The organism is Lactobacillus colini (genome assembly GCF_017874575.1).
In the GTDB taxonomy this organism is placed as follows: domain Bacteria; phylum Bacillota; class Bacilli; order Lactobacillales; family Lactobacillaceae; genus Lactobacillus; species Lactobacillus colini.
The window spans coordinates 13,322-33,761 of the sequence record NZ_JAGGLU010000006.1 but is presented as its reverse complement, the minus strand read 5'-3'; the positions used below and the strand labels follow the sequence as shown (position 1 = coordinate 33,761).

Below are 20,440 nucleotides of genomic sequence, written 5' to 3'. Positions count from 1 at the left end.
GTCCTTTCTTTATTAGTATAACTTTATTAATATTAAATTAACATTAAAAGTAGGAGGACTAAACATGACAGATTATGATGGCAACTATATTCAAGATAAATTTATTGAATATTGTAAATTGAATACCCGTTCAGATGACAGTAACAATGCAATTCCAACAACTCAGGGGCAGGTAACACTACTTAAAATTATTGCCCAGGAAATAAAAAAACTAGGCTTAACTGATGTATCTTATTCTGATTTAGATGCTTATACTGTCGCTAAGTTGCCAGCCAATAGTAATAAAAGTGCAACCCCAATTGGCTTTGTTGCACATGTTGATACGGCAGATTTTAATGCAGAAAATATAACACCCCAGGTTCATAAAGCTTATAATGGTCAAGATATTGACCTGGGTCATGGATTGATTCTTTCAAGTGATGAATTCCCTAGCCTAAATAAGCATATTGGCGAAACACTGATTACCGCTAGTGGCGATACGCTCTTAGGTGCTGATGATAAGGCTGGAATTGCTGGGTTATTAGGGATGCTTAAGTACTTGGTAGATAATCCAGAAGTAGAGCATGGTGATATTTGGGTAGCATTTGGTCCAGATGAAGAAATTGGTAAAGGGGCAGCCAGATTTGATGTTAGTCGGTTCCCTGTCGAGTTTGCATATACTTTAGATAATGGCGATATTGGTGATATTGCTTATGAAACTTTTAACGCTGCAGATGCTAAGATCGATTTTCAGGGAACGGTTGTGCACCCCGGAGAAGCATATGGATTAATGGTTAATGCAGCTGTAATGGCAAGTGAATTTATCAGTGCCCTCCCTAGTGATGAAGTACCAGAAAAGAGTAAAGACTTTGATGGCTATTTTATGGTTGTGTCTAATAATGGTAATGTAGATCATGCTCAAGTAGAACTTATTATTCGCGATTTTGATACGGAAACTTTTTTAGCTAAAAAGAATCTAGTTAATAAGATAGTTGCTGATTTAAACCAAAAATATGGCAAAGATCATGTGAAACTTGAGATGCATGATCAATACCGTAGCCCTGGCGATCTGATTAAAGCTCATCCATATGTAGTAAATCTCGTCTTACATGCTTACCATAATTTAAATATTGAGCCCAAGGTTATTCCATTTCGGGGTGGTACTGATGGTGATTTCATCTCTGAGAAGGGGATACCAACGCCTAACTTATTTAATGGAGGGGCTAACTTCCATGGACCTTATGAATATGTAACAACGGAAAGCATGATGAAACTATCTCAAACTTTGGTAGAAATAGTTAAAACCCACCTTAAGATGAATAATAACCGTGATGAAACTGAACTAAAAAGAAAATACTAAGATGACTTTTTATAGTTTAAATTACATAAAAAACAATCAAGCAAAAGATAAAACTACTATATACATTTTGATGATAATTGCAGCCCTAGCTTTACTAGTCTTTACTTTCTTATATCTTAGAGACCGCTTTGCTACGCGATATCGTGATTTAGGCATTATAGCACTACTGTTTTTGTTACTCTTTGCGGGGACACAGTATGAAAAGTATGTCCAAACTAGCGCTCAAAAAGCTCAAGCTACCCAGATCATTCCCTTTATTAAAGCTGTAGCAATTGACCATAATGTCAAGCAAAGCGATGTGCTGGTAAACGCTACAAGCTTGCAAGATGGAATGATAGTCAGGATTGATTCCAAGAACATTGATTATCAGCTTCATTTAAACGAAGATAATAATAGCTATACCCTAACGCGGGCACATGTTATTGATCATAAGGTGGATATAAGGAAATAGAGATGAATTATACAGAGTTATTTATCAAGTTTGCCTTAGGAATGTTAACTTTAATTTTGCAAATTAATCTTTTTGGTAAGACTAACTTGGCACCGACGACTGCAATGGATCAACTACAAAATTACGTTTTAGGTGGAATTGTAGGTGGTATGATCTATAATTCGAGTATTACTGTTTTGCAATTTTTGTTGGTTTTGGTAGTTTGGACATTGGTAGTCTTTATTTTGAAGTTTGCCCGTGAACACAATCGGTGGATTAGAAATTTAGTTGATGGCAAACCTGTCCAAGTAATCAAAAATGGTGAGGTTTTAGTGGCTAACTGCATGAAGGCTGGAATTTCAGCTAATGAATTGATGTTTAAACTACGTAGCCGTGGTATTTATAGCGTTGAAAAGGTTAAAAACTGTATTTTCGAACAAAATGGGCAACTGACTGTGATTGAAAATGATGAATCTAATATTCGCTTCCCCATTATTAGTGATGGGCAGATTAATGAAGATGTTTTAGAATTAATTGGCAAATCTGAAAATTGGCTGCGTCAAGAAGCTCGTTATGCTGGATATGAGAACATCGAAGATGTATTTTTGGCTGAATATAATCAGAGAAAACTGAAATTTATTGGTTATAGTAAAAAGAAGAGATGAAATTAATGAATCAGATAGAAGAAGTAAAAAAATGGCTAGATGATGCTGATGCAGTAATTGTAACGGCGGGGAATGGCTTTGCTCAAATGGAAGGGCTCGATATGCTTAGTGAGGAAGGATTTGAATACAATTATCCTCAAATTAGCCCAAAATACCATGTACACACTATTGCTGATGCTTTAGATAAAAAATTCGATTCTTGGGATGAGCAGTGGGACTTTTGGAGTAAATTAATAAAGCAATATTCCTTAGACTATGAGCCAAGTCCTGAAATGCAGACACTAGTAGACTTGTTGCAAGGCAAAAATTACTTTATTGCTACAAGTACATATGGGCATTTCTTTGAAAAAGCAGGATTTGATGAAAATAGAATCTTTAATGTTTTTGGTGATTGGACTAGGATGCAATGCTCTAGTGGGCTGAATCATGGACAAGTGTCAGATGTTAAGGCAGTACAAGATTATGTCGCTGGATGCGGACAAGTCCCTAAGTGTGAGGATTGCAACTCAGAGATGGAATTGCATATGCCGCTTAATGAGCACTTTTTCCCAGATGGGGACGCTAATACACGTTTTCGCTGGTTTTTGACTAGAAATGAGGATCAAAAAGTTGTTGTCTTAGAATTAGGCGTAGACTTGACTAGCCCCCAATTATTAGAGCCAATGGTAAAACTAGTTGAGCAATTTGGCAATTGGAAGTATATAGCTGCAGACCTAAGCCGTGATGAATTGCCAGATAGTCTTAAAAATCGCGGCTTAGGTTTAAATATTGGCAGCAAAGAATTACTAGAAAAGATGAAATAATATTATGAGTATTGCAATTGTCCAGGGTGTATTAAATATCCCAGGATCACAACATAAGATCCGTGCTAAAGGAATAGAAAAGCCTAGTTTTCCCGAAAATTATACTTTAATTGATGTTGAAACGACTGGTCTTTATCCATGGCGTGATCGAATTACAGAAATGGGTGGCTTAAAGGTCAGACATGGAGAAGTAGTTGATACTTTTTCTGAGTTGGTAAAGTTTCCCAAGTCTAATTATGTCCCGCCATTTATTACAAAATTAAACGGAATTGATGAGGCTAAAATTGAAGCTGAAGGGATGCCAGTGAAAGAAGCAATTGAAAAATACCGCTACTTCATTGGTAGTGATCCAATTGTTGGTTATAATGTTAACTTTGATTTGAATTTTGTTTATGATTTAACACAGAAGTTCAATTTGCCCGTATTAAGCAATGATTATGTAGATGTCTATCGCTTGGCACGTAGTTTTTATCCAAATGAAAGACATAATCGCTTACTAGATTGTATGAAGCGACTGGGGATTGCGGAAAGTCAAGAACATCGTGGCTTAGATGATTGCTTAGATACTAAGAAGGTATTTGATAAATTCCACGAGCAATTCAAGCAAGATCATTTACTTAGGGCTCATGAGATGGTAAAGACGCTAGATTTGGGTCAAGAGTGGCCTGATATTGTTAAGCAAACGCAAGTTTTCAGAAGCCCATTTAGGAACAAAAGAGTTGTGGTAGCTGGAGATTTGGAAATTGATAAGTTAGAATTAGCTAATGCAATTAAAAATTTAGGCGGAATTGTTCAAGATGAAGTTGGCAGCGATACTGATTATGTATTAATTGGTGATCATGATCGTTTTAGAACTGATATTGTTGACTTAACTAAAGCGAAATCTCTAAAAAAGAGCGGTCAAAAAATTAGTATTTGGTCAGAAGAATATTTCTTGAATGTTTTAGATAATTGGGCAAGATCATAATAAAAAGAGGGAATCCATTTTTGTAGATTCCCTTTTAAAGTTAAAAAGTTACATTTCTTCATGTTCATTTGGATCAAAACGTCTTGCGCTTAAGACATCTAATGCACAGATTGAGGCAATTTCTTCCTTGGTTAATTCAAAGTCGAAGATATCGATATTGCTTTCTTGGTGGACGTATGAACTTGCCTTTGGAATTGGCACAACATTCAATTGTGTTTCCCAACGCAAGATAACTTGAGCTGGTGACTTGTGGTATTTTTCAGCCAGTTTTTTAATAATGGGTTCAGAAAATACTTCATTACCGCGACGGAGTGGACTCCAAGCTTCAGTAATAATGCCGTGCTTGTCATCAAACTCACGAACATCACGACTTGACCAGTAAGGGTGAAGTTCAACTTGGTTAACAGCTGGTACTACACTAGTTGCAGCAATTATCTTTCTTAAGTGGTCTGGTTCAAAATTAGAAACGCCAATTGAACGAACTAAGCCAAAGCGCTGTGCATCAATTAATGCCTGCCAAGCATCAACGTATGCACCATGCTTTGGATTTGGCCAGTGGATCAAATACATGTCAAAATAATCTAATCCAGAAGCAAACAATGATTCCTTAATTTGGTCAATAGCTTCTTTATAGTCATGGTGGCGTCCAGGAAGCTTAGAGGTTACAAAGATATCACTACGCTTAACGCTAGATTTACGTATAGCTTCACCAACTGTACCTTCATTTTCATAGTTGACAGCAGAATCAAGTAGGCGATAGCCAACATCTAATGCTGCCTTAATAGCATTTACGCCGCTGGCGCCCTTTAGTTTGTAAGTTCCGAATCCTACTTTAGGGATGCGGTTACCATCATTTAAGTTAAAGTATTCCAATTTGATTGACCTCACTTTCTCTAATTACATCTTAATTGTAACAAGTTAACTATAATTTTAAAAAAATTGTATTTTTTAGCATGATTTTTAATGAAATTTGCCCCAAAATCCAGGGATTTTAATCCCTGGATGGATAGGGCTTTTTTTCTTTTTTCGCATTGTATATCTGATCATTGATATATTTTTCGACAATTTCTTTCGACATATTTCCTACAGTCCCCAAGTAGTAACTAGACGACCATAAGTGTCCACCCCACATTTTAGAATTCTTAATCTCAGGATGAGTTTGAAAAAATAAAAATGCACTTCTTCCCTTTAGAGCTTTGATTACGCTTGAAGCTGCTTTATGAGGCTTGAATGAAATAAGCAGATGAATATGTTCTGGCATTACTTCAATTTTTTCGATTTTGATGTCATTATCTTGCGCAATTTGTAGTAACAGCTCTTTCATCTCATTTGCCAGTGTTTGAGTAGTAAAAATTTGATTACGATATTTGGTACACCAGATTAGATGATAGTGAGTAGTATAAACATATCTTCTTTCATAGACTGCATCTTTTATTTTGTCTCTTTTCTTATTCATTGACATTTATATGTTCTCCTATATTACCTGACATTAACAATATAATTGTATCATACATTGGCATAAGGTATAATTAATTGCAGGCGGTGAAAAACATGCGTAAAACGGAAATGAAGTACATGCTTGGTCTTAAGATGCGAGCTTTTCCTAATCATAAGCAAGAAGCCATTATCAAAAAGAACACGGACACTGCTCGCTTTATCTATAATCAGCTTTTAGCTAATTCTTGTACTGACAGTGCAATTCATCGTAATAAATTAGATAAGCATTATCCAATACCTGAAGAGTACTGGCGCTATAATTCTAAAGGAAACGTGATCGCTAAATCAAAGAAGAGATCGACTGGACTAGACAGAATTACTGCAGATAAATACCCTTGGCTAGCTGATAAAGATTTAGATAGCTTGATGCCTTATAATACTCAGATTAATTATCAAGCTGCCTGGAGCTTATTTAGAAAAGTTAATCATGCAGGTCATCCTAAGTTCAAACGTAAATCTGCTCCAAAGCAGTCTTATTCAACTAATTGTCAGTATGTTGGACTTAAAGATAATAAGCAATCTTTATTCAATGGGACAGTTAGATTTATTGATAAGAAGCACTTAAAGCTGCCCAAATTAGGCAACTTGAAAGTTGTTCTTTCTCGTCCTTTGCCTGAAGGCGAAGAAATTAGGATTACGAAAGCCACTATTTCTCATCTGTCGTCTGGTGAATACTTTATCTCACTCTTAATTAAAAGCAATGATGCCCTAGCTGAAACATATTCTAAAACTAGTTCTGAAGTAGGTTATGACTTGAATGTTAGGAACTTCTTGATGGATACAACTGGACATGAAGAGCCTAACCCAAAGTATTATCAAAAGATCAAAAATAAGCTAGCTAGAGAACAAAGGAAGCTATCTAGAAGAGCCAGAAGAGCCAAGAAAGAAAAGCGCAAGCTTTGGCAGTCTAAGAATTATCAAAAGCAAAAGATTAAGGTGGCTAAACTTCATCACAGAATCTTCAATCAAAGACACAGTTTTTTAGATCAACTTTCAACTGCATATATCAAGAACCACGATTTAGTAGTTGGTGAAAATCTAAAAAGCAAGAACTTATTGAAGGATCACGCTTTGGCTATGAGCATTAGCGATGTTGGTTGGCGAACATTTATTGGAATGCTTCAGTATAAAGCACCGCTGCACGGTAAAACTTTCGTTTTAGTCAATCCAGCTTATACAACGCAGACTTGTTATGACTGTAAATTTGTTATGGGGACAAACGGTACAAAAAAGCTTACGGTTAATTAATAGTTATTAAAAATGTATTTAATTATACTTGCTTATATTTAAATATTGTGTATTTATACCTCGAATCTGTTATAATAATTAGTAGATTTGAGGTGTTTTTTTGAAAATTTATAAGCCTAAAGACGCTGCTAAAAAGATAAATCGATCAGTTACTACTTTACAAAGACTTGATCGTGAAAAAAAGTTAGTTGCGCACCGAACAACAACTAATCGTAGATACTATACTGAAGATCAATTAAATGAATTTTTAGGTATTAAGTCTAAAACAAAAGAAATAAATGTGGCGTATGCTAGAGTATCATCTTATAGTCAAAAAGCAGAATTAAAGCATCAACTTGAATACATTAGAAATTACGCTAATGCTAAGGGATTTATTCTTAATGAAGAAATTACTGATATTGGTTCTGGGTTGAACTATAAACGTCCCAAATGGAACAAGTTATTGAAAGATGTAGAAGCAAGAAAAGTGAATCGAATATTCGTTACTTATAAAGATCGCTTTATAAGATTTGGCTTTGATTGGTTTAAGCAATATTGTAGTGAACATAACGCTGAAATTATTGTTTTAAACAATCCAGAAACTTCACCTGAGCAAGAAATCACTGATGATTTAATTACTATCTTACATGTATTCAGTAGCCGCTCTTATGGAATTCGTAAATATCAAAGTAAGATAAAAAAAGAATTAAAGGAAGAACAAAAGCGTGGGCAAGAACACAATAACTCTAACTCATCTAATCAAAATCTATCCAAATAATCAAAATAAGAGACGTATTAATCGCTATATCAAGATGCGAGATATTGTTTGGAATAAAGGTATCTCCTACTGGGAGATGAAATACCAGGCTCATTCTTTGCTAGACAAAATTTTATATACAGAATTCATTCCTAAAAAAGACAAACATGGCAAAATCAAGGTTAAACAAATTGACCATCATCTTAATCCTTCTCCTAATTGGCGTAGTATTAGAAATGAGATTGTAGCTGAAAAGAATAATTCAGATTATCTTTTTCCAGCGCACTTGATAGGGTTGACCATGCAAGATCTGGGTCAAAGCTATAAAGCTTTTTTTGATAAGAAACGACCTGAAGCAAAAAAGCCAAAATACAAGAATTTAACTTCACTAACTGGTTCTTACAAAGATGATCAGGCAAGCATTAAACAAGGCAAACTTCATTTAACCAGTGGTGCTAATGAAAAAGAAGCCTATGGTGATATCAGAATGGCCGAAAAACTACCTGATCAAAAACTTAAAACAATAACTGTTATTAAGAAAGATGACAATTACTATGTAGCTATTGCTCAAGAAAAAACCTTGCTTCATTTAATGAAGACAGGACAAAACGATGCCGTTGATGTTAATACAAGAGAGTATGTTTCAACAGGCTATCGCTTAACTGTTTTACCTAAAAGACTGGAATTTCTGTACAAAAGAATTAAGCACTATCAAAGAATGCTTGCCAAAAAAAGGATAGTCAATGGTACGAAAAAGGCAAGACAATCAAAAAATTATCAAATAATTCAAGAACACCTGCGTAGAGATCACCGAAAAGTTACTAATATTCAACACGACTTGATGCAGAAATATACTACTTATTTAGTTAAATATCATGATGCAATTACAATTGAAGATCTAAATGTTAAAAAGATGCTTATGAGCCATGTAGCCTCTAAAGGAATGCATCGAGCAATGGCTGGATATTTCAGACGAACGCTTGAATATAAGTGTCAAGAGTATGGTAGAAGGCTGATTATTGCAGATAAGCTATTTCCATCTACACAGATGTGTCCTAAATGCGGATTGATTAAAACCGGCGATGAAAAAATTAGTTTAAGCGGTAATAAAAAGCATAAAACGGCACATAATGAATTTATTTGTTATGGTTGTGGATATAAAGCGGATCGAGATGAAAAAGTAGCTCCTGTATTAATGCGCTATAGTAAGTCAATGATGAAAAGCATTCTAAAACAAAAGAAAACAAATGATAGAGTTTACGCATTTGCATAATTTATAAGCTTTATTAATTCAACGTATTGCAGGCGAGTTCCGTCTGTGCTCAGAGTAATTTGAGCTAGGAGTTGTCAGACTAATCTAAAAAGATTAGCAACCTAGATGATGTAAAAAGGTCAGTGGAATGATCGGTCATTTAGGCGTGGTGATCCAATGTGACTATATCTCTGAGGGGATATGGCTGGAATGATTGCGTAGACGGCAGTGAGAAAAATAAAACATATAAATTACTAATGTGTAAGCACTAGATATGTTTGAATATATTTTTTAGAACGCTAGACCAGCGTGAGTGGGATTGTCCTAATTGCGGAAAACATCACGTTAGAGACTACAATGCCGCTAAGAATATTCTAGCTAAAGGACATCAATCATTAAAAGTAGCTAATAACGAATATGTCTTTTGTAGATAGACAATAAAGAATCTATCGGTGTTTGGTAACTCACGTCGAAAGTCCTGGTAATTGGCGTGTAAGACCAAGAGTCAGTCACGAAAGCTTGCTTTCGTCAACGGCTTGAGGTAGTGCCTTATCTGGATAAGTTGCAGCTAGTAGAGCTAAGGTGATGAGCTGAAGCTTGAAGTCTGCAAGCCAGCTACCTTAGTAGCTGGTAGTTAACTTAGAATTAGTATAATTTAGTTTGAAGTTAAGTGAGATATTTTATGGCGAAAAGAAGAAAAAGGAAAAATAAACGCAATCAACAAATAATAAGTTGGATTATATTTTTTATTATGGTTATTTTTGCTGTTTATCAGTGGGGTAAACCTAATCATGCCAATGACACAAATAATAATCCTGATACTACCCAAAATGCTGGTACCGCTAATACTCCCTACGGTGGGTTGTCCAAAACAGACTATCAAAAATTAGCCAATCTAAACTTTAAGAGTGGTGGGCAAGCTTATGTATATGTCAATAATAACCACTCTACATTAATCAAAAATGCCTGGAAAGTTAATAAGGTTATTTATTCTAATTTAGATAATTTAAATCGGACTTCGTCATCTAACACAGCCTTTTTAGAAAGGCGTAACGTTGCTGACCAGAGCTTGCGTGTGCGTCAATATGTTGATCCAACTGGTTGGCATTCAAATAGGCGCAATGGTGTTCAGATTTATAACCGTGGCCACTTAATTGCATATTCTGTGTCGGCAGGTATTGACCAAGATGGAAATTATAATCCAGCGAATAAGTCAGGTGACCAGAATAATCCTAAGAACTTATTTACTCAGAGTGCTTTTACGAATCAAAAAATTCAAACAATTTTTGAATCTAAAGTCCGTAAAGCCCTGCGTCAAGGCTATAAGGTGATATATCAAGCAACGCCAATCTTTAGAGGAAATGAATTAATGGCGCGGGGAATTAATTTGCAGGCAATTTCTCTTGCTGGTAATTTAGATTTTAATGTCTATATTTTTAATGTACAGCCAAATTACACCTTTAATTATGCAAATGGTAGGGCAAGAATAGATCGTAATATGTACGTTAATGAATAAAGGTTTAAAAGTCTTCAATTTTTTTGAAGGCTTTTTTATGAGACAAAAATTATTTGTGTATTTTTATTTTTTTGAAAATAGTAGTATTGTTCGTCTTTATTATTTGCATCAATATATAGTATGTTGACAATTCAATGATTGTAATTTATTCTATACAGCAGAGAACGATTTATATATCAATTTTATATTATAAAGTTCAGCTTTTGATTAATTTTAGTGAAAAAATTATCAACTTATTTGTATAGAATTGATGAAGTCCGAATTTTTTCTTATAAAAAAGGTTTGTGCTTGAGCCAGATTTATAATACAATTTGTGGTGAATAAACATAAATAAATTCTATATATAGTAGTGAGAGTTAAATGAGCAACGATAATTTTATTGAAGTAAAACAATTAGAAAAAACATACGAAAATGGCTATCAAGCCATTAAATCTGTTAGTTTTTCCGTTAAGAAGGGTGACTTAGTCTGCTTGCTAGGACCAAGTGGTTGCGGTAAGACAACGACTTTAAATATGATCGCTGGTTTATTAAATCCCACTGGCGGCGATATCATTGTTAACGGCAAGTCAATGTTAGATGTTGAGCCGAAGGATCGTAATATTGGTTATGTCTTCCAAAATTATGCTTTGTATCCTCATATGACTGTTTTACAAAATGTTATGTTCCCAATGACAGTCGGTAAAAATAAAAAGTCTAAGGCTGAAGCACAAAAGATTGCCGAGCACTTTATGGAACTTACTCATATTGAAGACTTAGCTGATCAAAAGCCAGGTAAATTATCAGGTGGTCAGCAGCAACGTGTTGCAATTGCCCGTGCTTTGGTTCAAGAGCCACAGATTTTATTGATGGATGAACCTTTAAGTAACCTTGATGCACGTTTGCGCTTAAAGATTCGTGAAGAAATCCGCTCCTTAGTCAAAGAAGTCGGAATTACTACCTTATTTGTTACTCACGATCAAGAAGAAGCTTTGTCAATTGGGGATAAGATTATTTTGTTCCATGAAGGTGTTATCCAGCAAGATGATTCAGGGCAAGAACTTTACTTGAATCCTAATAATCAATTTGTTGCTAACTTTATTGGTAATCCTGTGATTGATAACTTTAAAGTTCGTGTTGAAGATAACAATATTATTGGTGCTGGCTTTAGCTTCTCGGTTAGTGAACTTACGCCAAGTCGCCTACCAGAATCTTTAGAAGATGGCGAATATACTTTAGCTATTCGTCCAGAGAACTTATCACTTGATGAAGATGGATTATTGAACTGTGTAGTAGACGATGTTGAGTTGATTGGACGCGAGCGTGTAGTTAAGTTTACGCATGATAATTTACAAGAGCGTGCTTTAATTGACTTAGAACAAGATGTAAATTCTGGAGATAAGATTAGCCTCAATATGAACTTAAATCGGGCATTTCTGTTTAAAGATAATGGGGAGCGTGTTTACTAATGAAAGAAAACCAGAAAAAAGCTTGGCTCTTTCTAGCTCCATCTCTAGTTTTAATCACTTTATTCAGTATTTGGCCAATTATTAGGGCTTTTTTGATGAGCTTTCAGGGTGGTCCTTTAATTGACATGCACTTTAATGGCTTACAGAATTACAAATATATTTTTGTTGATCCAGAGTTTTGGCGTGCATTAAAGAATACTGCGATTTATGCTTTCGTTGCTGTTCCAGTTGCTTTAGTAATTTCAATCGCTTTAGCTTGGTTTATTTTTTCCAAGATCAAGCATACAGCTTTTTTTGAAACGATGTTTTTCATGCCTTATGTAACAAGTACAATTGCAATTGGAATCGTATTTAGATACATCTTTAATGGCGAATATGGTTTACTAAATTTCTTATTAAAGGCGGTTCACTTACCACAGCCAGACTGGTTAGATAATCCTAGTTTAAGCTTAGTATCATTGATTATCTTTGGTATTTGGTCGTCGTTGGCTTTTAATATTGTTATCTTAATGGGAGCTTTAAGAAATATTGACCCTAATTACTACGTTTTAGCTAATATGTATGGCGCCAGTGATAAAGAAAAGTTCTGGAGAATTACCTTACCTCAACTTGTTCCAACAATTGCCTTTTTGTTAACTGTTAATATCATTGGGGCATTCAAGATTTATACTCAGGTCTATGCCTTGTTTAATGGACAAGCTGGAATTGGTAACTCCGCTATGACTGCTGTGTTCTATATCTATAATAAGTTCCAAATAGTAGGAACACCTGGAGTAGCAATGGCAGCTACAGTAGTATTATTCTTGTTTATCTTATTTGTAACTTACTTACAAAGAAAACTCATGAAGAAGGTGAATAGCTAAGATGAAGCAAAAAAGTAAATTCCGTTGGGGTATGATATTTGTTTATCTCTTTATAGCCATCTTTGCTATTGTAACGGTCTTTCCGTTTATCTATATGATTTTGGGCGGATTGATGTCTTATCAAGAAACGACAACTATCCCACCTACTATTATCCCTAAGAACTGGAACTGGTCTAATTATCAAAAGGTATTCCAGCAGGCTCCATTTGCTAGATACTTTTTGAATACCTTCATTACAGCTAGTGTAACTACAGTTGTCACTTTATTTACTTCAGTATTAGGCGCTTTTGCGATGACTAGTTTGAAGTTTAAGGGAAAGGGATTTGTTCAATTAGTATTCTTATCCTTGTTGATGGTACCAGGTGAGGCAATAATTTTTACTAACTATAATACAATCGCACAGTTAGGCTTGCTTAATACTTACTTGGGCTTGGTCTTGCCATTCTTAACTTCAATTTTTTACATGTATTATCTTCAAAGCTACTTTACTGCAATTTCACCAACTATTTATAAAGCTTCTAAAATTGATGGCGCATCAGATTGGGAATACGTTTGGAAGATTTTAGTGCCAATGTCTAAGGGTGGACTAGTAACAGTAGCCTTGCTTAGCTTTATTTCAGGATGGAATTCATTCTTATGGCCATTATTGGTAACTAACGAAGATAGTATGAGACTATTGAATAATGGGTTGTCATCCTTTGCTAATGATGCAGGTGCTCAAACCCAATTGCAATTAGCCGCAGCTACTTTAACTGTATTACCAGTATTGATTATTTACTTTATCTTCAGAAAACAGATTATTAATGGGGTAGTAAGAAATGACCTTAAAGCCTAAAACGACAGTAACTTTTTATAATGGATTGACTACGATAGGTGGTCCAATGATTGAAGTGGCATATGATAAGTCACATGTGTTATTTGATTTGGGCGAAGTTTATCGACCTGAACTTGGTCTAAGTTTAGAAGATGAAACATACGAAGTATTGATTAAAAATCAATTAATTGGTGATGTACCTAACTTCTATGATAGTAAAGTTACTGGTAAAGAGATTGACCATGAGCATTGGCAACACAGTGCAGCCTATATTTCACATGTGCATTTAGATCATAGTAAGGCGCTAAATTTGTTATCTCCTGAAATACCACTTTACACAGGACCAATTACGGCGCATTTATTACCTGCTTTAAATAGGGATGGGGACTTCCTTTTGCCAGCAGCAGATAAGCCGAAGGGATATACTAGACCAATTATCGCTGCTAAACTCAACGAGCCTATCCAGGTTGGAGATATTACCCTGGAAATAGTTCCTAGTGATCATGATGCTTATGGGGCTACAGGATTAATCATCCATACACCTGATAAGACTATCGTTCATACAGGCGATATTCGCTTGCATGGCTATCATCCAGACTGGGTGCGTGAGTTTATGGCTAAGGGTAAGGGATGTGACATGTTAATCATTGAAGGGACTGGAGTTTCGTTTCCAGAGCAAAAAGATGGAGAAGAATTCCAGGGTCCCAAAAATGAGAATGAATTAACTGAACAAATCATCCAGTACCAAAAAGATAATCCTCAACGCCAGATTACTTTCAATACTTACTTAACTAATGTTGAGAGAATGTTAAGAATTATCTCTGATTCACCTAGGAAGGTTGTCTTGCATGCTAAGCGGGCACAGCTATTAAAAGGTGCTCTTGATCAGGATGTAGCATATTATTACTTGCCAGGAGAGACAAAGATTGATGATCTTAAATCTGAATTAGAAGTAAGTTACTCCGACTTACTTGCTGATGATCACCAATTCTTCTGGCAAGCAGTTGGAGATTACGATAAGTTACAAGAAGGTGGCTTATACATTCATAGTAATGCGCAGCCACTAGGTGATTTCGATCCAGCTTATCGGCCTTTTGTTGAAGGCTTTGAGAAGCGAGGAATTGAGTTCGTGGCATTACGTTGCTCTGGGCATGCCGATGCCAAGGAACTTAAAGAAATCATTGCGGGTTTTGAGCCGAAGATTTTGGCTCCGGTGCACACATTGCATCCAGAATTAGAAGAAAACCCATTTGGGAAACGGGTTTTACCTAAGCGTGGAGAAGTATTCACACTTAGTTAAAATTAAAATTGTTGTATTTTATATTTTGTTTTATGGGAGGACCCAATGAAGTTCACTAAAAAGTTAGCCGCTGTTAGTGTTGCTGCATTAGCACTTTTAGGTACTGCAGCTTGTTCAAATAAGAGCAGCAATAGTAGTAGCAGTTCTGCTAAGATTCCAACTAAGATCACTAAGAAAACAACTGTTGTTTTCTGGCATGGTATGACTGGAACCCAGGAAAAGACATTGAAGAGTTTAACTAAGGACTTTGAAAAGAAGAATCCAAAAGTTACAGTTAAGCTTGAATTCCAAGGTAAGTATACTGACTTGCAAGCTAAGATTAATTCCACCTTGCAATCACCAAATAATTTACCTACTATTACTCAAGCATACCCAGGTTGGTTAATTAATGCAGCTAACTCTAAGCGTTTGGTTGACATGACGCCATATATTAATAATTCTGATATTGGTTGGGGCTCTGCAGCTAAGAGTGATATTAGACAAGAATTGTTAGATGGTGCTCAAATTAAGGGAACACAATACGGTATTCCATTTAATAAGTCAGTTGAAATGTTAACTTATAACAAGGACTTATTAGATAAATACGGTGTTAAGGTACCTAAGACAATGGCTGAATTAAAGCAAGCAGCTCAAACTATTTACAAGAAGAGTAAGGGTAAAGTGGTTGGTGCTGGATTTGATTCACTTTCAAATTACTACGTTTTGGGTATGAAAGATGAAGGTGTGAACTTTAGTAAGAACTTAGACTTCACTAGTTCTAAATCTAAGAAGGTAATCAACTACTACGCAGATGGTATCAAGGCTGGTTATTTCAAGACTGCTGGTTCAGCAGGTTACCTTTCTGGTGACTTCTCTAACGAAAAGGTAGCTATGTTCGTTGGTACAAGTGCTGGTGAAGGATTTGTTAAGATGGGTGTAGGTAACAAGTTCCAATACGGTGTTGCACCACGTCCTTCAAAATACAATATGCAACAAGGTACTGATATTTACATGTTCAACAAGGGTACTGCAGAACAAAAAGCTGCCGCATTCATGTACATTAAGTACTTATTAGGCAAGAAGCAACAATTAACTTGGGCTAACCAAACTGGTTATATTCCTGTAACTAATTCAGTAATTAATTCAGCAGCTTACAAGAACTCAACTAAGTCTAAAGTCCCAGCTCAATTGAGTAAGGCTATGAAGAACTTGTACAGTGTACCAGTAGTAACCAACGGTAACGCTGCATACAGTGAACTAAACCCAATTATGCAAAATATCTTTGCTCAAGCAAAGAAGGGCAGCAGCTGGAACTCACAAATTGATGCTGGCAAGACTAAACTTCAAAGCGCTTGGAATCAATAAAATTTAGATTAAACATAAAAAGAGATTTCCTACAATTTGGAAATCTCTTTTTATGTTTAATTTTTGTGCTATTATTCGTTTAATTCATTTTTTGCCCAAAGCCATAAAGGATTTTGTAAATCAATTGCTCGTATTGATGTTTCTTGTAGTACTTTATCCCATGCTCTCATTGATAACTTGGCACTGTTATATTTATTTAATTCCTCTTCAGTAATTACTTGTAACTTATAGCTTGCTTTAACTATATGTGAATCTATTGCAAGAGATAACTTCTCTATATCCTGCAATGGAATATCTAGATATTTCTTTAGAACCATTAGCCAATAGTTAAATAACTTATCTCCTGAAATATATGGATATGATTTTTTATTAGTTTTCTGCATTTCTTTTTTCAAGAGCATAACAGAATAATTGTTTGTTGCCAATAACTCAGATACTTTATCATTGTAATTATTGTGCAAGGTTTCGCATAATTTTATCCATATCTCAGTTTGTTTATTATATTGAATTGCTAATTTATATTTAGTTAATGCTTCTTGAACGTCATTAACGCTTAAATTAATTACTTCCTCTGGCTTGAATACAAAGTTAGTAGCTGGATCCAAAAAAGTCGCTTTTGCACTTTGCCATAGCTTATAAGAATCTCTTCTATAATCTAAGGCCATAGGTAATGTGAAGTATCTTAATGAATCTTCCATACTAAGTTTAGATAAATCTGGATGTTCATCTTCAGGTAAAGCAGTATGAGGATCATCATACTGCTTTATTATGTCTAGCAATTGTTTTTTTAGTTCTAAATTATTAATCATTAGCGTCTTCTTTTTCATAAATTAAAGTATCATATTTTTTAAGTTCAAGATCATTACTGTTAAGCCTAGTTCATTAGCAAGTTTATTCATAGCTTTTTAGCATTTTTTATTCATGCTTAACTTTATTTGTATGAAGTTAGGCATAAAAATTTACATTTTCTAGTATCTTTTTTATAATTCTTGATTTTTCAAATTTAGTTTCATTAGTGACAAAGATGCTATTATCTTGTTCTACTATTTTAAAATAGTATTATATATTAGCTGTTAAGTTAAGTAAACGGTTTGTTGATTTATTACATAATTATACTAACTATTTATGTATTTAAAAAAGATAGAGAATATTTTTGCTTAAGCAAAAAAGGAGGTAATTGAAATTTACAAATTGATTGATGATAAGACTTAACTTCAAAGTGCCTGAGATTAATAAAATTAAATTTATGCTTAAAAGAGAGCAGTCACGAGAACTAGGACTACTCTCTTTATGCTAAAGCGATATACAAATCAAAGCAATTAAAGCTGGCAACATTTGGACAATAAAGATCTTTTTAGTTGCGGTAAAGCCACCAAATATTGCAACTACGACTATAAATCCTAATAGTAGTTGCCATACCATTACTAAATAGTGCATTGGAAAAATAAACCAGGTCAATATAATTAAAAGCCCCAGCATGCCATTATAAATTCCTTGGTTGGCCATTGAAATCTGAGCTGGCTTTTGTTTTAAAAAGTTAGAATCCATGTCAAAGGCCTTGGCCTGCATTTCAGGTTTGGCAAACATTTCTAAAAAGCAGATGCCTAAATGTTCAACTCCAACGATGAAAGCTAAAATTATTCCGATCAGTTGCATATTGTTATCCTCTCTAAGAATTAATTAACACATATAAGGATAGCCTATTTTTTACTAGGAGTGAATATTTTTTAACTTTTTAAAACTATATCGTGGTAAGTACGACAATTTTTAGATAAAATAATTTTGAAAGGAAGATAAATATGAGTGAAGATATTTTGCGACAAATTGGTACAATTGCTCGAGCATTAGATTCTATTGCTAATATTGAGTTTAAAAAGATTAACTTGAATCGAGGTCAATATTTATACTTGGTAAGGATTATGGAATATCCAGGCTTATTCTCTGATCAGTTAGCTAACTTATTAAATGTAGACCGAACTACTGCTGCTCGCAGTATTCAAAAGTTAGAAAAGCAAGGCTTGGTTCATAAAGAAGCTGATGAAAAAAATAAAAAGATTAAACGGCTCTTTGTAACTGATAAAGGATTACATCTTGCAGAAGTAATTGAAAGAGAAAATGCTTACTCTAATAAAAATGCCCTAGCTGGACTCTCAGAAGATGAACAAAAATCGTTACAGGAAATGTTAGCCAAGGTTGAACGTAATACATCAAGAAGTTGGAATTTTGTCAAAAATGGCGGTAGAAGGGGATATTAATGGATTATACAATCAAGAAAGTTACTACAAGAGATGTTAAAGAACTTCAAAAGATTTCACGTTTAACCTTTAAAGAAACCTTTGGAGCTGATAATAGTGCAGAAAATATGGCAGAGTTTTTAGATAAAGCCTATGATGAAGAAAAGTTACTCAAGGAAATAAAAAATCCTAACAGTCAATTTTTCTTTTTGCTAGTTGACAATAAAGTCGCCGGTTATCTAAAGGTAAATGAAGCTGACGCTCAAAGTGAAGATGTTGCCAAAAATGCTTTGGAAGTAGAGCGAATCTATCTATCTAAAGATTACCAACATCGTGGGCTAGGATTAGTGCTAATTAAATTAGCTGAAAAGATCGCGCGAGAAAACAATAAAGATAATATGTGGTTGGGAGTTTGGGAGCATAATCTTAATGCTCAAAAATTCTATCAAAAGGATGGATTTAAGCGCATTAGCCAGCATACTTTTATTGTAGGTGATGACCCTCAGACTGATTATATTTTATTAAAAAGCTTAACTGACGAGGCCTAGGATGAATTTTGAGTTTAAAAAAATTGATGAAATGACTGGACAAGAAGTTTTTTGCATTTTTCGGTTGAGAAATGAAGTTTTTGTAGCTGAACAAAAAATTACCTTACCTGACCTAGATGACCAAGACTTAAAGGCAATCCATGTATTTTTATTGAATGATGAAAGAAATGATGCCCTAGCAACTTGTCGAATTTTTCAAGATGAACATAAAACATGGACTTTAGGGCGGGTAGTTGTTTCAAAAAAAGCTCGTGGAAAACATTTAGGGCAAAAAATGTTAGAAGCAGTTCATGATTATTTAAAAAATGAAGTCCATGCAGAAAGTATTTTTTGCCATGCGCAAGCATATGTGCAAGATTTCTATGCCAATCTTGGCTATGAAACCGAAGGTGACTATTTCTTAGAAGGCGGAGTTAAACATATTGGTATGAGAAAAAGACTCTAAATTCAGCAATAAAACACAAAAATCCGATGCATTTGCATCGGATTTTTGTAAGTAAGTTAGTTTTTTATTTTTCATCTTCGTGATTAGTGAAGTAACGGTAGTCCTTACTCTTGTCGAAGATAACGCCACGTGCGTTTTCACCGTTTGAAACACTGAAAACAACATCAGGATATTGTTCCTTAACTTCATCTTCCATAAATGAACGAATCATAGCGTTATTAGAAAGAACAGAACCAGTTAAAGCAACACGCATTGGCTTAGGTTCTTCGTAACGGTTAAGGCACATTATAATATCTCTAGCAAGAAGATGAGCTTGATGTTGGATAATATCACGAGCTTCTTCATCACCGCTATCTGCAAGTTTAGCCACTTCAACGGCGTTAGAAGCAACTTCTGGGCTGGTCATTTCGTAGAATTTAGCAGGAGCATCATTCATTGAATCAAGCTTCCAAATCTTAACAAAGAGGTCAACTAATGAACTCTTTTCGCGTTTATCCCATTTAAGTAATGCTGCTTGAAGAGCGGCTTTAGTAATAGCGTAACCACTACCTTCATCACCAAGTAATGAACCGTAGCCACCAACAGAAATTAATGAGCCATTTTGACGGCCGTTAACAACTGAACCGGTACCTGCAATAACTAATGCACCGTCAGCACCTTCTAGACCGTTATAAAGTGCTAATAAAGAGTCAGTAATAGCACGAGTTGGAATGTTACCAACTAATGAAGAAATTGTTGCAGCAACTTCTGGTGCATTTCCTACAACTGATAGTCCAGCAATACCTGCTAAAACTTTAACACAGTCGCCGTCGATTTTATCGCGTAATTCATTGACTGCAGCGGCAATATTTTTAATACCAAGATCGTAATCGTTATTGATTTGACCTGGACCGCTTTCTGCGCGACCTAATTCTTTACCATTTTCGTCATATGCAATAGCAGTAGAGTGAGTACCACCAGCATCAATACCAATCATGTATTTAATCATAATAG

At 34.9% G+C, this 20,440-nt stretch carries 22 protein-coding genes and 1 pseudogene; 18 read left to right on the top strand and 5 right to left on the bottom strand.

The window, feature by feature from the left end:
• The first annotated feature begins 64 nt into the window (after window positions 1-64).
• Genes pepT through J2Z60_RS06135 form a run of 5 tightly spaced genes read left to right on the top strand, consistent with a single transcriptional unit; the run spans window position 65 to window position 4,204 of the window.
• Window positions 65-1,339 carry a peptidase T gene (gene pepT / locus J2Z60_RS06155; protein WP_209686818.1) on the top strand — a complete coding sequence of 425 codons (1,275 nt, stop codon included), beginning with the start codon at window positions 65-67 and terminating at the stop codon, window positions 1,337-1,339.
• A gap of 1 nt (window position 1,340) precedes the next feature.
• Window positions 1,341-1,790 (top strand): DUF3290 domain-containing protein, encoded by a 450-nt coding sequence (locus J2Z60_RS06150; RefSeq protein WP_209686817.1) that lies wholly within the window; start codon window positions 1,341-1,343, stop codon window positions 1,788-1,790.
• A gap of 2 nt (window positions 1,791-1,792) precedes the next feature.
• A complete protein-coding gene (locus J2Z60_RS06145; protein ID WP_209686816.1) occupies window positions 1,793-2,434 on the top strand; it encodes a DUF421 domain-containing protein in 642 nt (213 codons plus the stop codon).
• Window positions 2,435-2,439: 5 nt separating this feature from the next.
• Window positions 2,440-3,237, top strand: coding sequence for an SIR2 family NAD-dependent protein deacylase (locus J2Z60_RS06140; RefSeq protein ID WP_209686815.1), 798 nt, complete (start codon window positions 2,440-2,442; stop codon window positions 3,235-3,237).
• Between the two features lie 4 nt (window positions 3,238-3,241).
• Window positions 3,242-4,204 carry an exonuclease domain-containing protein gene (locus J2Z60_RS06135; RefSeq protein ID WP_209686814.1) on the top strand — a complete coding sequence of 321 codons (963 nt, stop codon included), beginning with the start codon at window positions 3,242-3,244 and terminating at the stop codon, window positions 4,202-4,204.
• Window positions 4,205-4,252: 48 nt separating this feature from the next.
• Here J2Z60_RS06135 and J2Z60_RS06130 read toward each other — a convergent pair whose 3' ends face one another.
• Together J2Z60_RS06130 and tnpA are read right to left on the bottom strand one after the other, a co-directional pair.
• Window positions 4,253-5,077, bottom strand: a complete 825-nt coding sequence (locus tag J2Z60_RS06130) for an aldo/keto reductase (RefSeq protein ID WP_209686813.1) — start codon at window positions 5,075-5,077, stop codon at window positions 4,253-4,255.
• A gap of 118 nt (window positions 5,078-5,195) precedes the next feature.
• A complete protein-coding gene (tnpA, locus tag J2Z60_RS06125; protein ID WP_209686812.1) occupies window positions 5,196-5,660 on the bottom strand; it encodes an IS200/IS605 family transposase in 465 nt (154 codons plus the stop codon).
• A gap of 95 nt (window positions 5,661-5,755) precedes the next feature.
• Here tnpA and J2Z60_RS06120 point away from each other — a divergent pair, with 95 nt between their 5' ends.
• The 10 genes and pseudogenes from J2Z60_RS06120 to J2Z60_RS06075 all read left to right on the top strand — a co-directional run bounded on the left by J2Z60_RS06120 (window position 5,756) and on the right by J2Z60_RS06075 (window position 16,220).
• The gene (locus tag J2Z60_RS06120) at window positions 5,756-6,949 is read left to right on the top strand and encodes an RNA-guided endonuclease InsQ/TnpB family protein (RefSeq protein ID WP_209686811.1); all 1,194 of its coding nucleotides are present in this window, start codon (window positions 5,756-5,758) and stop codon (window positions 6,947-6,949) included.
• 100 nt (window positions 6,950-7,049) lie between these two features.
• Complete coding sequence (locus tag J2Z60_RS06115; protein ID WP_245328736.1) at window positions 7,050-7,706, top strand: IS607 family transposase; 657 nt, start codon at window positions 7,050-7,052, stop codon at window positions 7,704-7,706.
• Window positions 7,654-8,958 carry an RNA-guided endonuclease InsQ/TnpB family protein gene (locus J2Z60_RS06110; protein WP_209686810.1) on the top strand — a complete coding sequence of 435 codons (1,305 nt, stop codon included), beginning with the start codon at window positions 7,654-7,656 and terminating at the stop codon, window positions 8,956-8,958. Before J2Z60_RS06115 ends, J2Z60_RS06110 begins: the two co-directional genes overlap by 53 nt.
• Window positions 8,959-9,233: 275 nt before the next feature.
• Window positions 9,234-9,371 (top strand): annotated as a pseudogene (locus J2Z60_RS06105) (zinc ribbon domain-containing protein); the annotation flags it as partial.
• Window positions 9,372-9,619: 248 nt separating this feature from the next.
• Window positions 9,620-10,453, top strand: coding sequence for a DNA/RNA non-specific endonuclease (locus tag J2Z60_RS06100; RefSeq protein WP_209686809.1), 834 nt, complete (start codon window positions 9,620-9,622; stop codon window positions 10,451-10,453).
• A gap of 360 nt (window positions 10,454-10,813) precedes the next feature.
• Window positions 10,814-11,899, top strand: a complete 1,086-nt coding sequence (locus J2Z60_RS06095; RefSeq protein ID WP_209686808.1) for an ABC transporter ATP-binding protein — start codon at window positions 10,814-10,816, stop codon at window positions 11,897-11,899.
• A complete protein-coding gene (locus J2Z60_RS06090) occupies window positions 11,899-12,762 on the top strand; it encodes a carbohydrate ABC transporter permease (RefSeq protein WP_209686807.1) in 864 nt (287 codons plus the stop codon). The genes J2Z60_RS06095 and J2Z60_RS06090 overlap by 1 nt, the downstream gene beginning before the upstream one ends.
• Before the next feature lies 1 nt (window position 12,763).
• A complete protein-coding gene (locus J2Z60_RS06085) occupies window positions 12,764-13,597 on the top strand; it encodes a carbohydrate ABC transporter permease (protein WP_209686806.1) in 834 nt (277 codons plus the stop codon).
• Entirely contained in the window at window positions 13,581-14,876 is a 1,296-nt protein-coding gene (locus J2Z60_RS06080; protein ID WP_209686803.1) for an MBL fold metallo-hydrolase, read from the top strand. The genes J2Z60_RS06085 and J2Z60_RS06080 overlap by 17 nt, the downstream gene beginning before the upstream one ends.
• A 45-nt stretch (window positions 14,877-14,921) precedes the next feature.
• Window positions 14,922-16,220 (top strand): extracellular solute-binding protein, encoded by a 1,299-nt coding sequence (locus J2Z60_RS06075; protein WP_209686801.1) that lies wholly within the window; start codon window positions 14,922-14,924, stop codon window positions 16,218-16,220.
• A gap of 71 nt (window positions 16,221-16,291) precedes the next feature.
• Here J2Z60_RS06075 and J2Z60_RS06070 read toward each other — a convergent pair whose 3' ends face one another.
• Together J2Z60_RS06070 and J2Z60_RS06065 are read right to left on the bottom strand one after the other, a co-directional pair.
• Window positions 16,292-17,029 carry a hypothetical protein gene (locus J2Z60_RS06070; protein ID WP_209686799.1) on the bottom strand — a complete coding sequence of 246 codons (738 nt, stop codon included), beginning with the start codon at window positions 17,027-17,029 and terminating at the stop codon, window positions 16,292-16,294.
• 484 nt (window positions 17,030-17,513) lie between these two features.
• A complete protein-coding gene (locus J2Z60_RS06065) occupies window positions 17,514-17,876 on the bottom strand; it encodes a DUF1304 domain-containing protein (protein WP_209686797.1) in 363 nt (120 codons plus the stop codon).
• Between the two features lie 143 nt (window positions 17,877-18,019).
• Here J2Z60_RS06065 and J2Z60_RS06060 point away from each other — a divergent pair, with 143 nt between their 5' ends.
• Genes J2Z60_RS06060 through J2Z60_RS06050 form a run of 3 tightly spaced genes read left to right on the top strand, consistent with a single transcriptional unit; the run spans window position 18,020 to window position 19,447 of the window.
• Window positions 18,020-18,475, top strand: coding sequence for a MarR family winged helix-turn-helix transcriptional regulator (locus J2Z60_RS06060; RefSeq protein WP_209686795.1), 456 nt, complete (start codon window positions 18,020-18,022; stop codon window positions 18,473-18,475).
• Complete coding sequence (locus tag J2Z60_RS06055) at window positions 18,475-19,002, top strand: GNAT family N-acetyltransferase (RefSeq protein WP_209686793.1); 528 nt, start codon at window positions 18,475-18,477, stop codon at window positions 19,000-19,002. The genes J2Z60_RS06060 and J2Z60_RS06055 overlap by 1 nt, the downstream gene beginning before the upstream one ends.
• Before the next feature lies 1 nt (window position 19,003).
• On the top strand, window positions 19,004-19,447 hold the full coding sequence (locus tag J2Z60_RS06050; protein WP_209686792.1) for a GNAT family N-acetyltransferase: 444 nt from the start codon (window positions 19,004-19,006) through the stop codon (window positions 19,445-19,447).
• 64 nt (window positions 19,448-19,511) lie between these two features.
• On the opposite strand, the gene J2Z60_RS06045 is transcribed toward J2Z60_RS06050, so the two are convergent.
• Complete coding sequence (locus J2Z60_RS06045) at window positions 19,512-20,435, bottom strand: N-acetylglucosamine kinase (protein WP_209686791.1); 924 nt, start codon at window positions 20,433-20,435, stop codon at window positions 19,512-19,514.
• Window positions 20,436-20,440 lie beyond the last annotated feature (5 nt).

Excerpts from the sequence above, each read along its gene's own strand:
- J2Z60_RS06085 (WP_209686806.1), top strand. The coding sequence starts at position 12,764 with ATGAAGCAAAAAAGTAAATTCCGTTGGGGTATGATATTTGTTTATCTC.
- J2Z60_RS06070 (WP_209686799.1), bottom strand. The coding sequence starts at position 17,029 with ATGATTAATAATTTAGAACTAAAAAAACAATTGCTAGACATAATAAAG.
- J2Z60_RS06075 (WP_209686801.1), top strand. The coding sequence starts at position 14,922 with ATGAAGTTCACTAAAAAGTTAGCCGCTGTTAGTGTTGCTGCATTAGCA.
- tnpA (WP_209686812.1), bottom strand. The coding sequence starts at position 5,660 with ATGAATAAGAAAAGAGACAAAATAAAAGATGCAGTCTATGAAAGAAGA.
- J2Z60_RS06055 (WP_209686793.1), top strand. The coding sequence starts at position 18,475 with ATGGATTATACAATCAAGAAAGTTACTACAAGAGATGTTAAAGAACTT.
- J2Z60_RS06140 (WP_209686815.1), top strand. The coding sequence starts at position 2,440 with ATGAATCAGATAGAAGAAGTAAAAAAATGGCTAGATGATGCTGATGCA.
- J2Z60_RS06045 (WP_209686791.1), bottom strand. The coding sequence starts at position 20,435 with ATGATTAAATACATGATTGGTATTGATGCTGGTGGTACTCACTCTACT.
- J2Z60_RS06095 (WP_209686808.1), top strand. The coding sequence starts at position 10,814 with ATGAGCAACGATAATTTTATTGAAGTAAAACAATTAGAAAAAACATAC.
- J2Z60_RS06120 (WP_209686811.1), top strand. The coding sequence starts at position 5,756 with ATGCGTAAAACGGAAATGAAGTACATGCTTGGTCTTAAGATGCGAGCT.
- J2Z60_RS06080 (WP_209686803.1), top strand. The coding sequence starts at position 13,581 with ATGACCTTAAAGCCTAAAACGACAGTAACTTTTTATAATGGATTGACT.
- pepT (WP_209686818.1), top strand. The coding sequence starts at position 65 with ATGACAGATTATGATGGCAACTATATTCAAGATAAATTTATTGAATAT.
- J2Z60_RS06145 (WP_209686816.1), top strand. The coding sequence starts at position 1,793 with ATGAATTATACAGAGTTATTTATCAAGTTTGCCTTAGGAATGTTAACT.
- J2Z60_RS06060 (WP_209686795.1), top strand. The coding sequence starts at position 18,020 with ATGAGTGAAGATATTTTGCGACAAATTGGTACAATTGCTCGAGCATTA.
- J2Z60_RS06050 (WP_209686792.1), top strand. The coding sequence starts at position 19,004 with ATGAATTTTGAGTTTAAAAAAATTGATGAAATGACTGGACAAGAAGTT.
- J2Z60_RS06065 (WP_209686797.1), bottom strand. The coding sequence starts at position 17,876 with ATGCAACTGATCGGAATAATTTTAGCTTTCATCGTTGGAGTTGAACAT.
- J2Z60_RS06135 (WP_209686814.1), top strand. The coding sequence starts at position 3,242 with ATGAGTATTGCAATTGTCCAGGGTGTATTAAATATCCCAGGATCACAA.
- J2Z60_RS06090 (WP_209686807.1), top strand. The coding sequence starts at position 11,899 with ATGAAAGAAAACCAGAAAAAAGCTTGGCTCTTTCTAGCTCCATCTCTA.
- J2Z60_RS06150 (WP_209686817.1), top strand. The coding sequence starts at position 1,341 with ATGACTTTTTATAGTTTAAATTACATAAAAAACAATCAAGCAAAAGAT.
- J2Z60_RS06100 (WP_209686809.1), top strand. The coding sequence starts at position 9,620 with ATGGCGAAAAGAAGAAAAAGGAAAAATAAACGCAATCAACAAATAATA.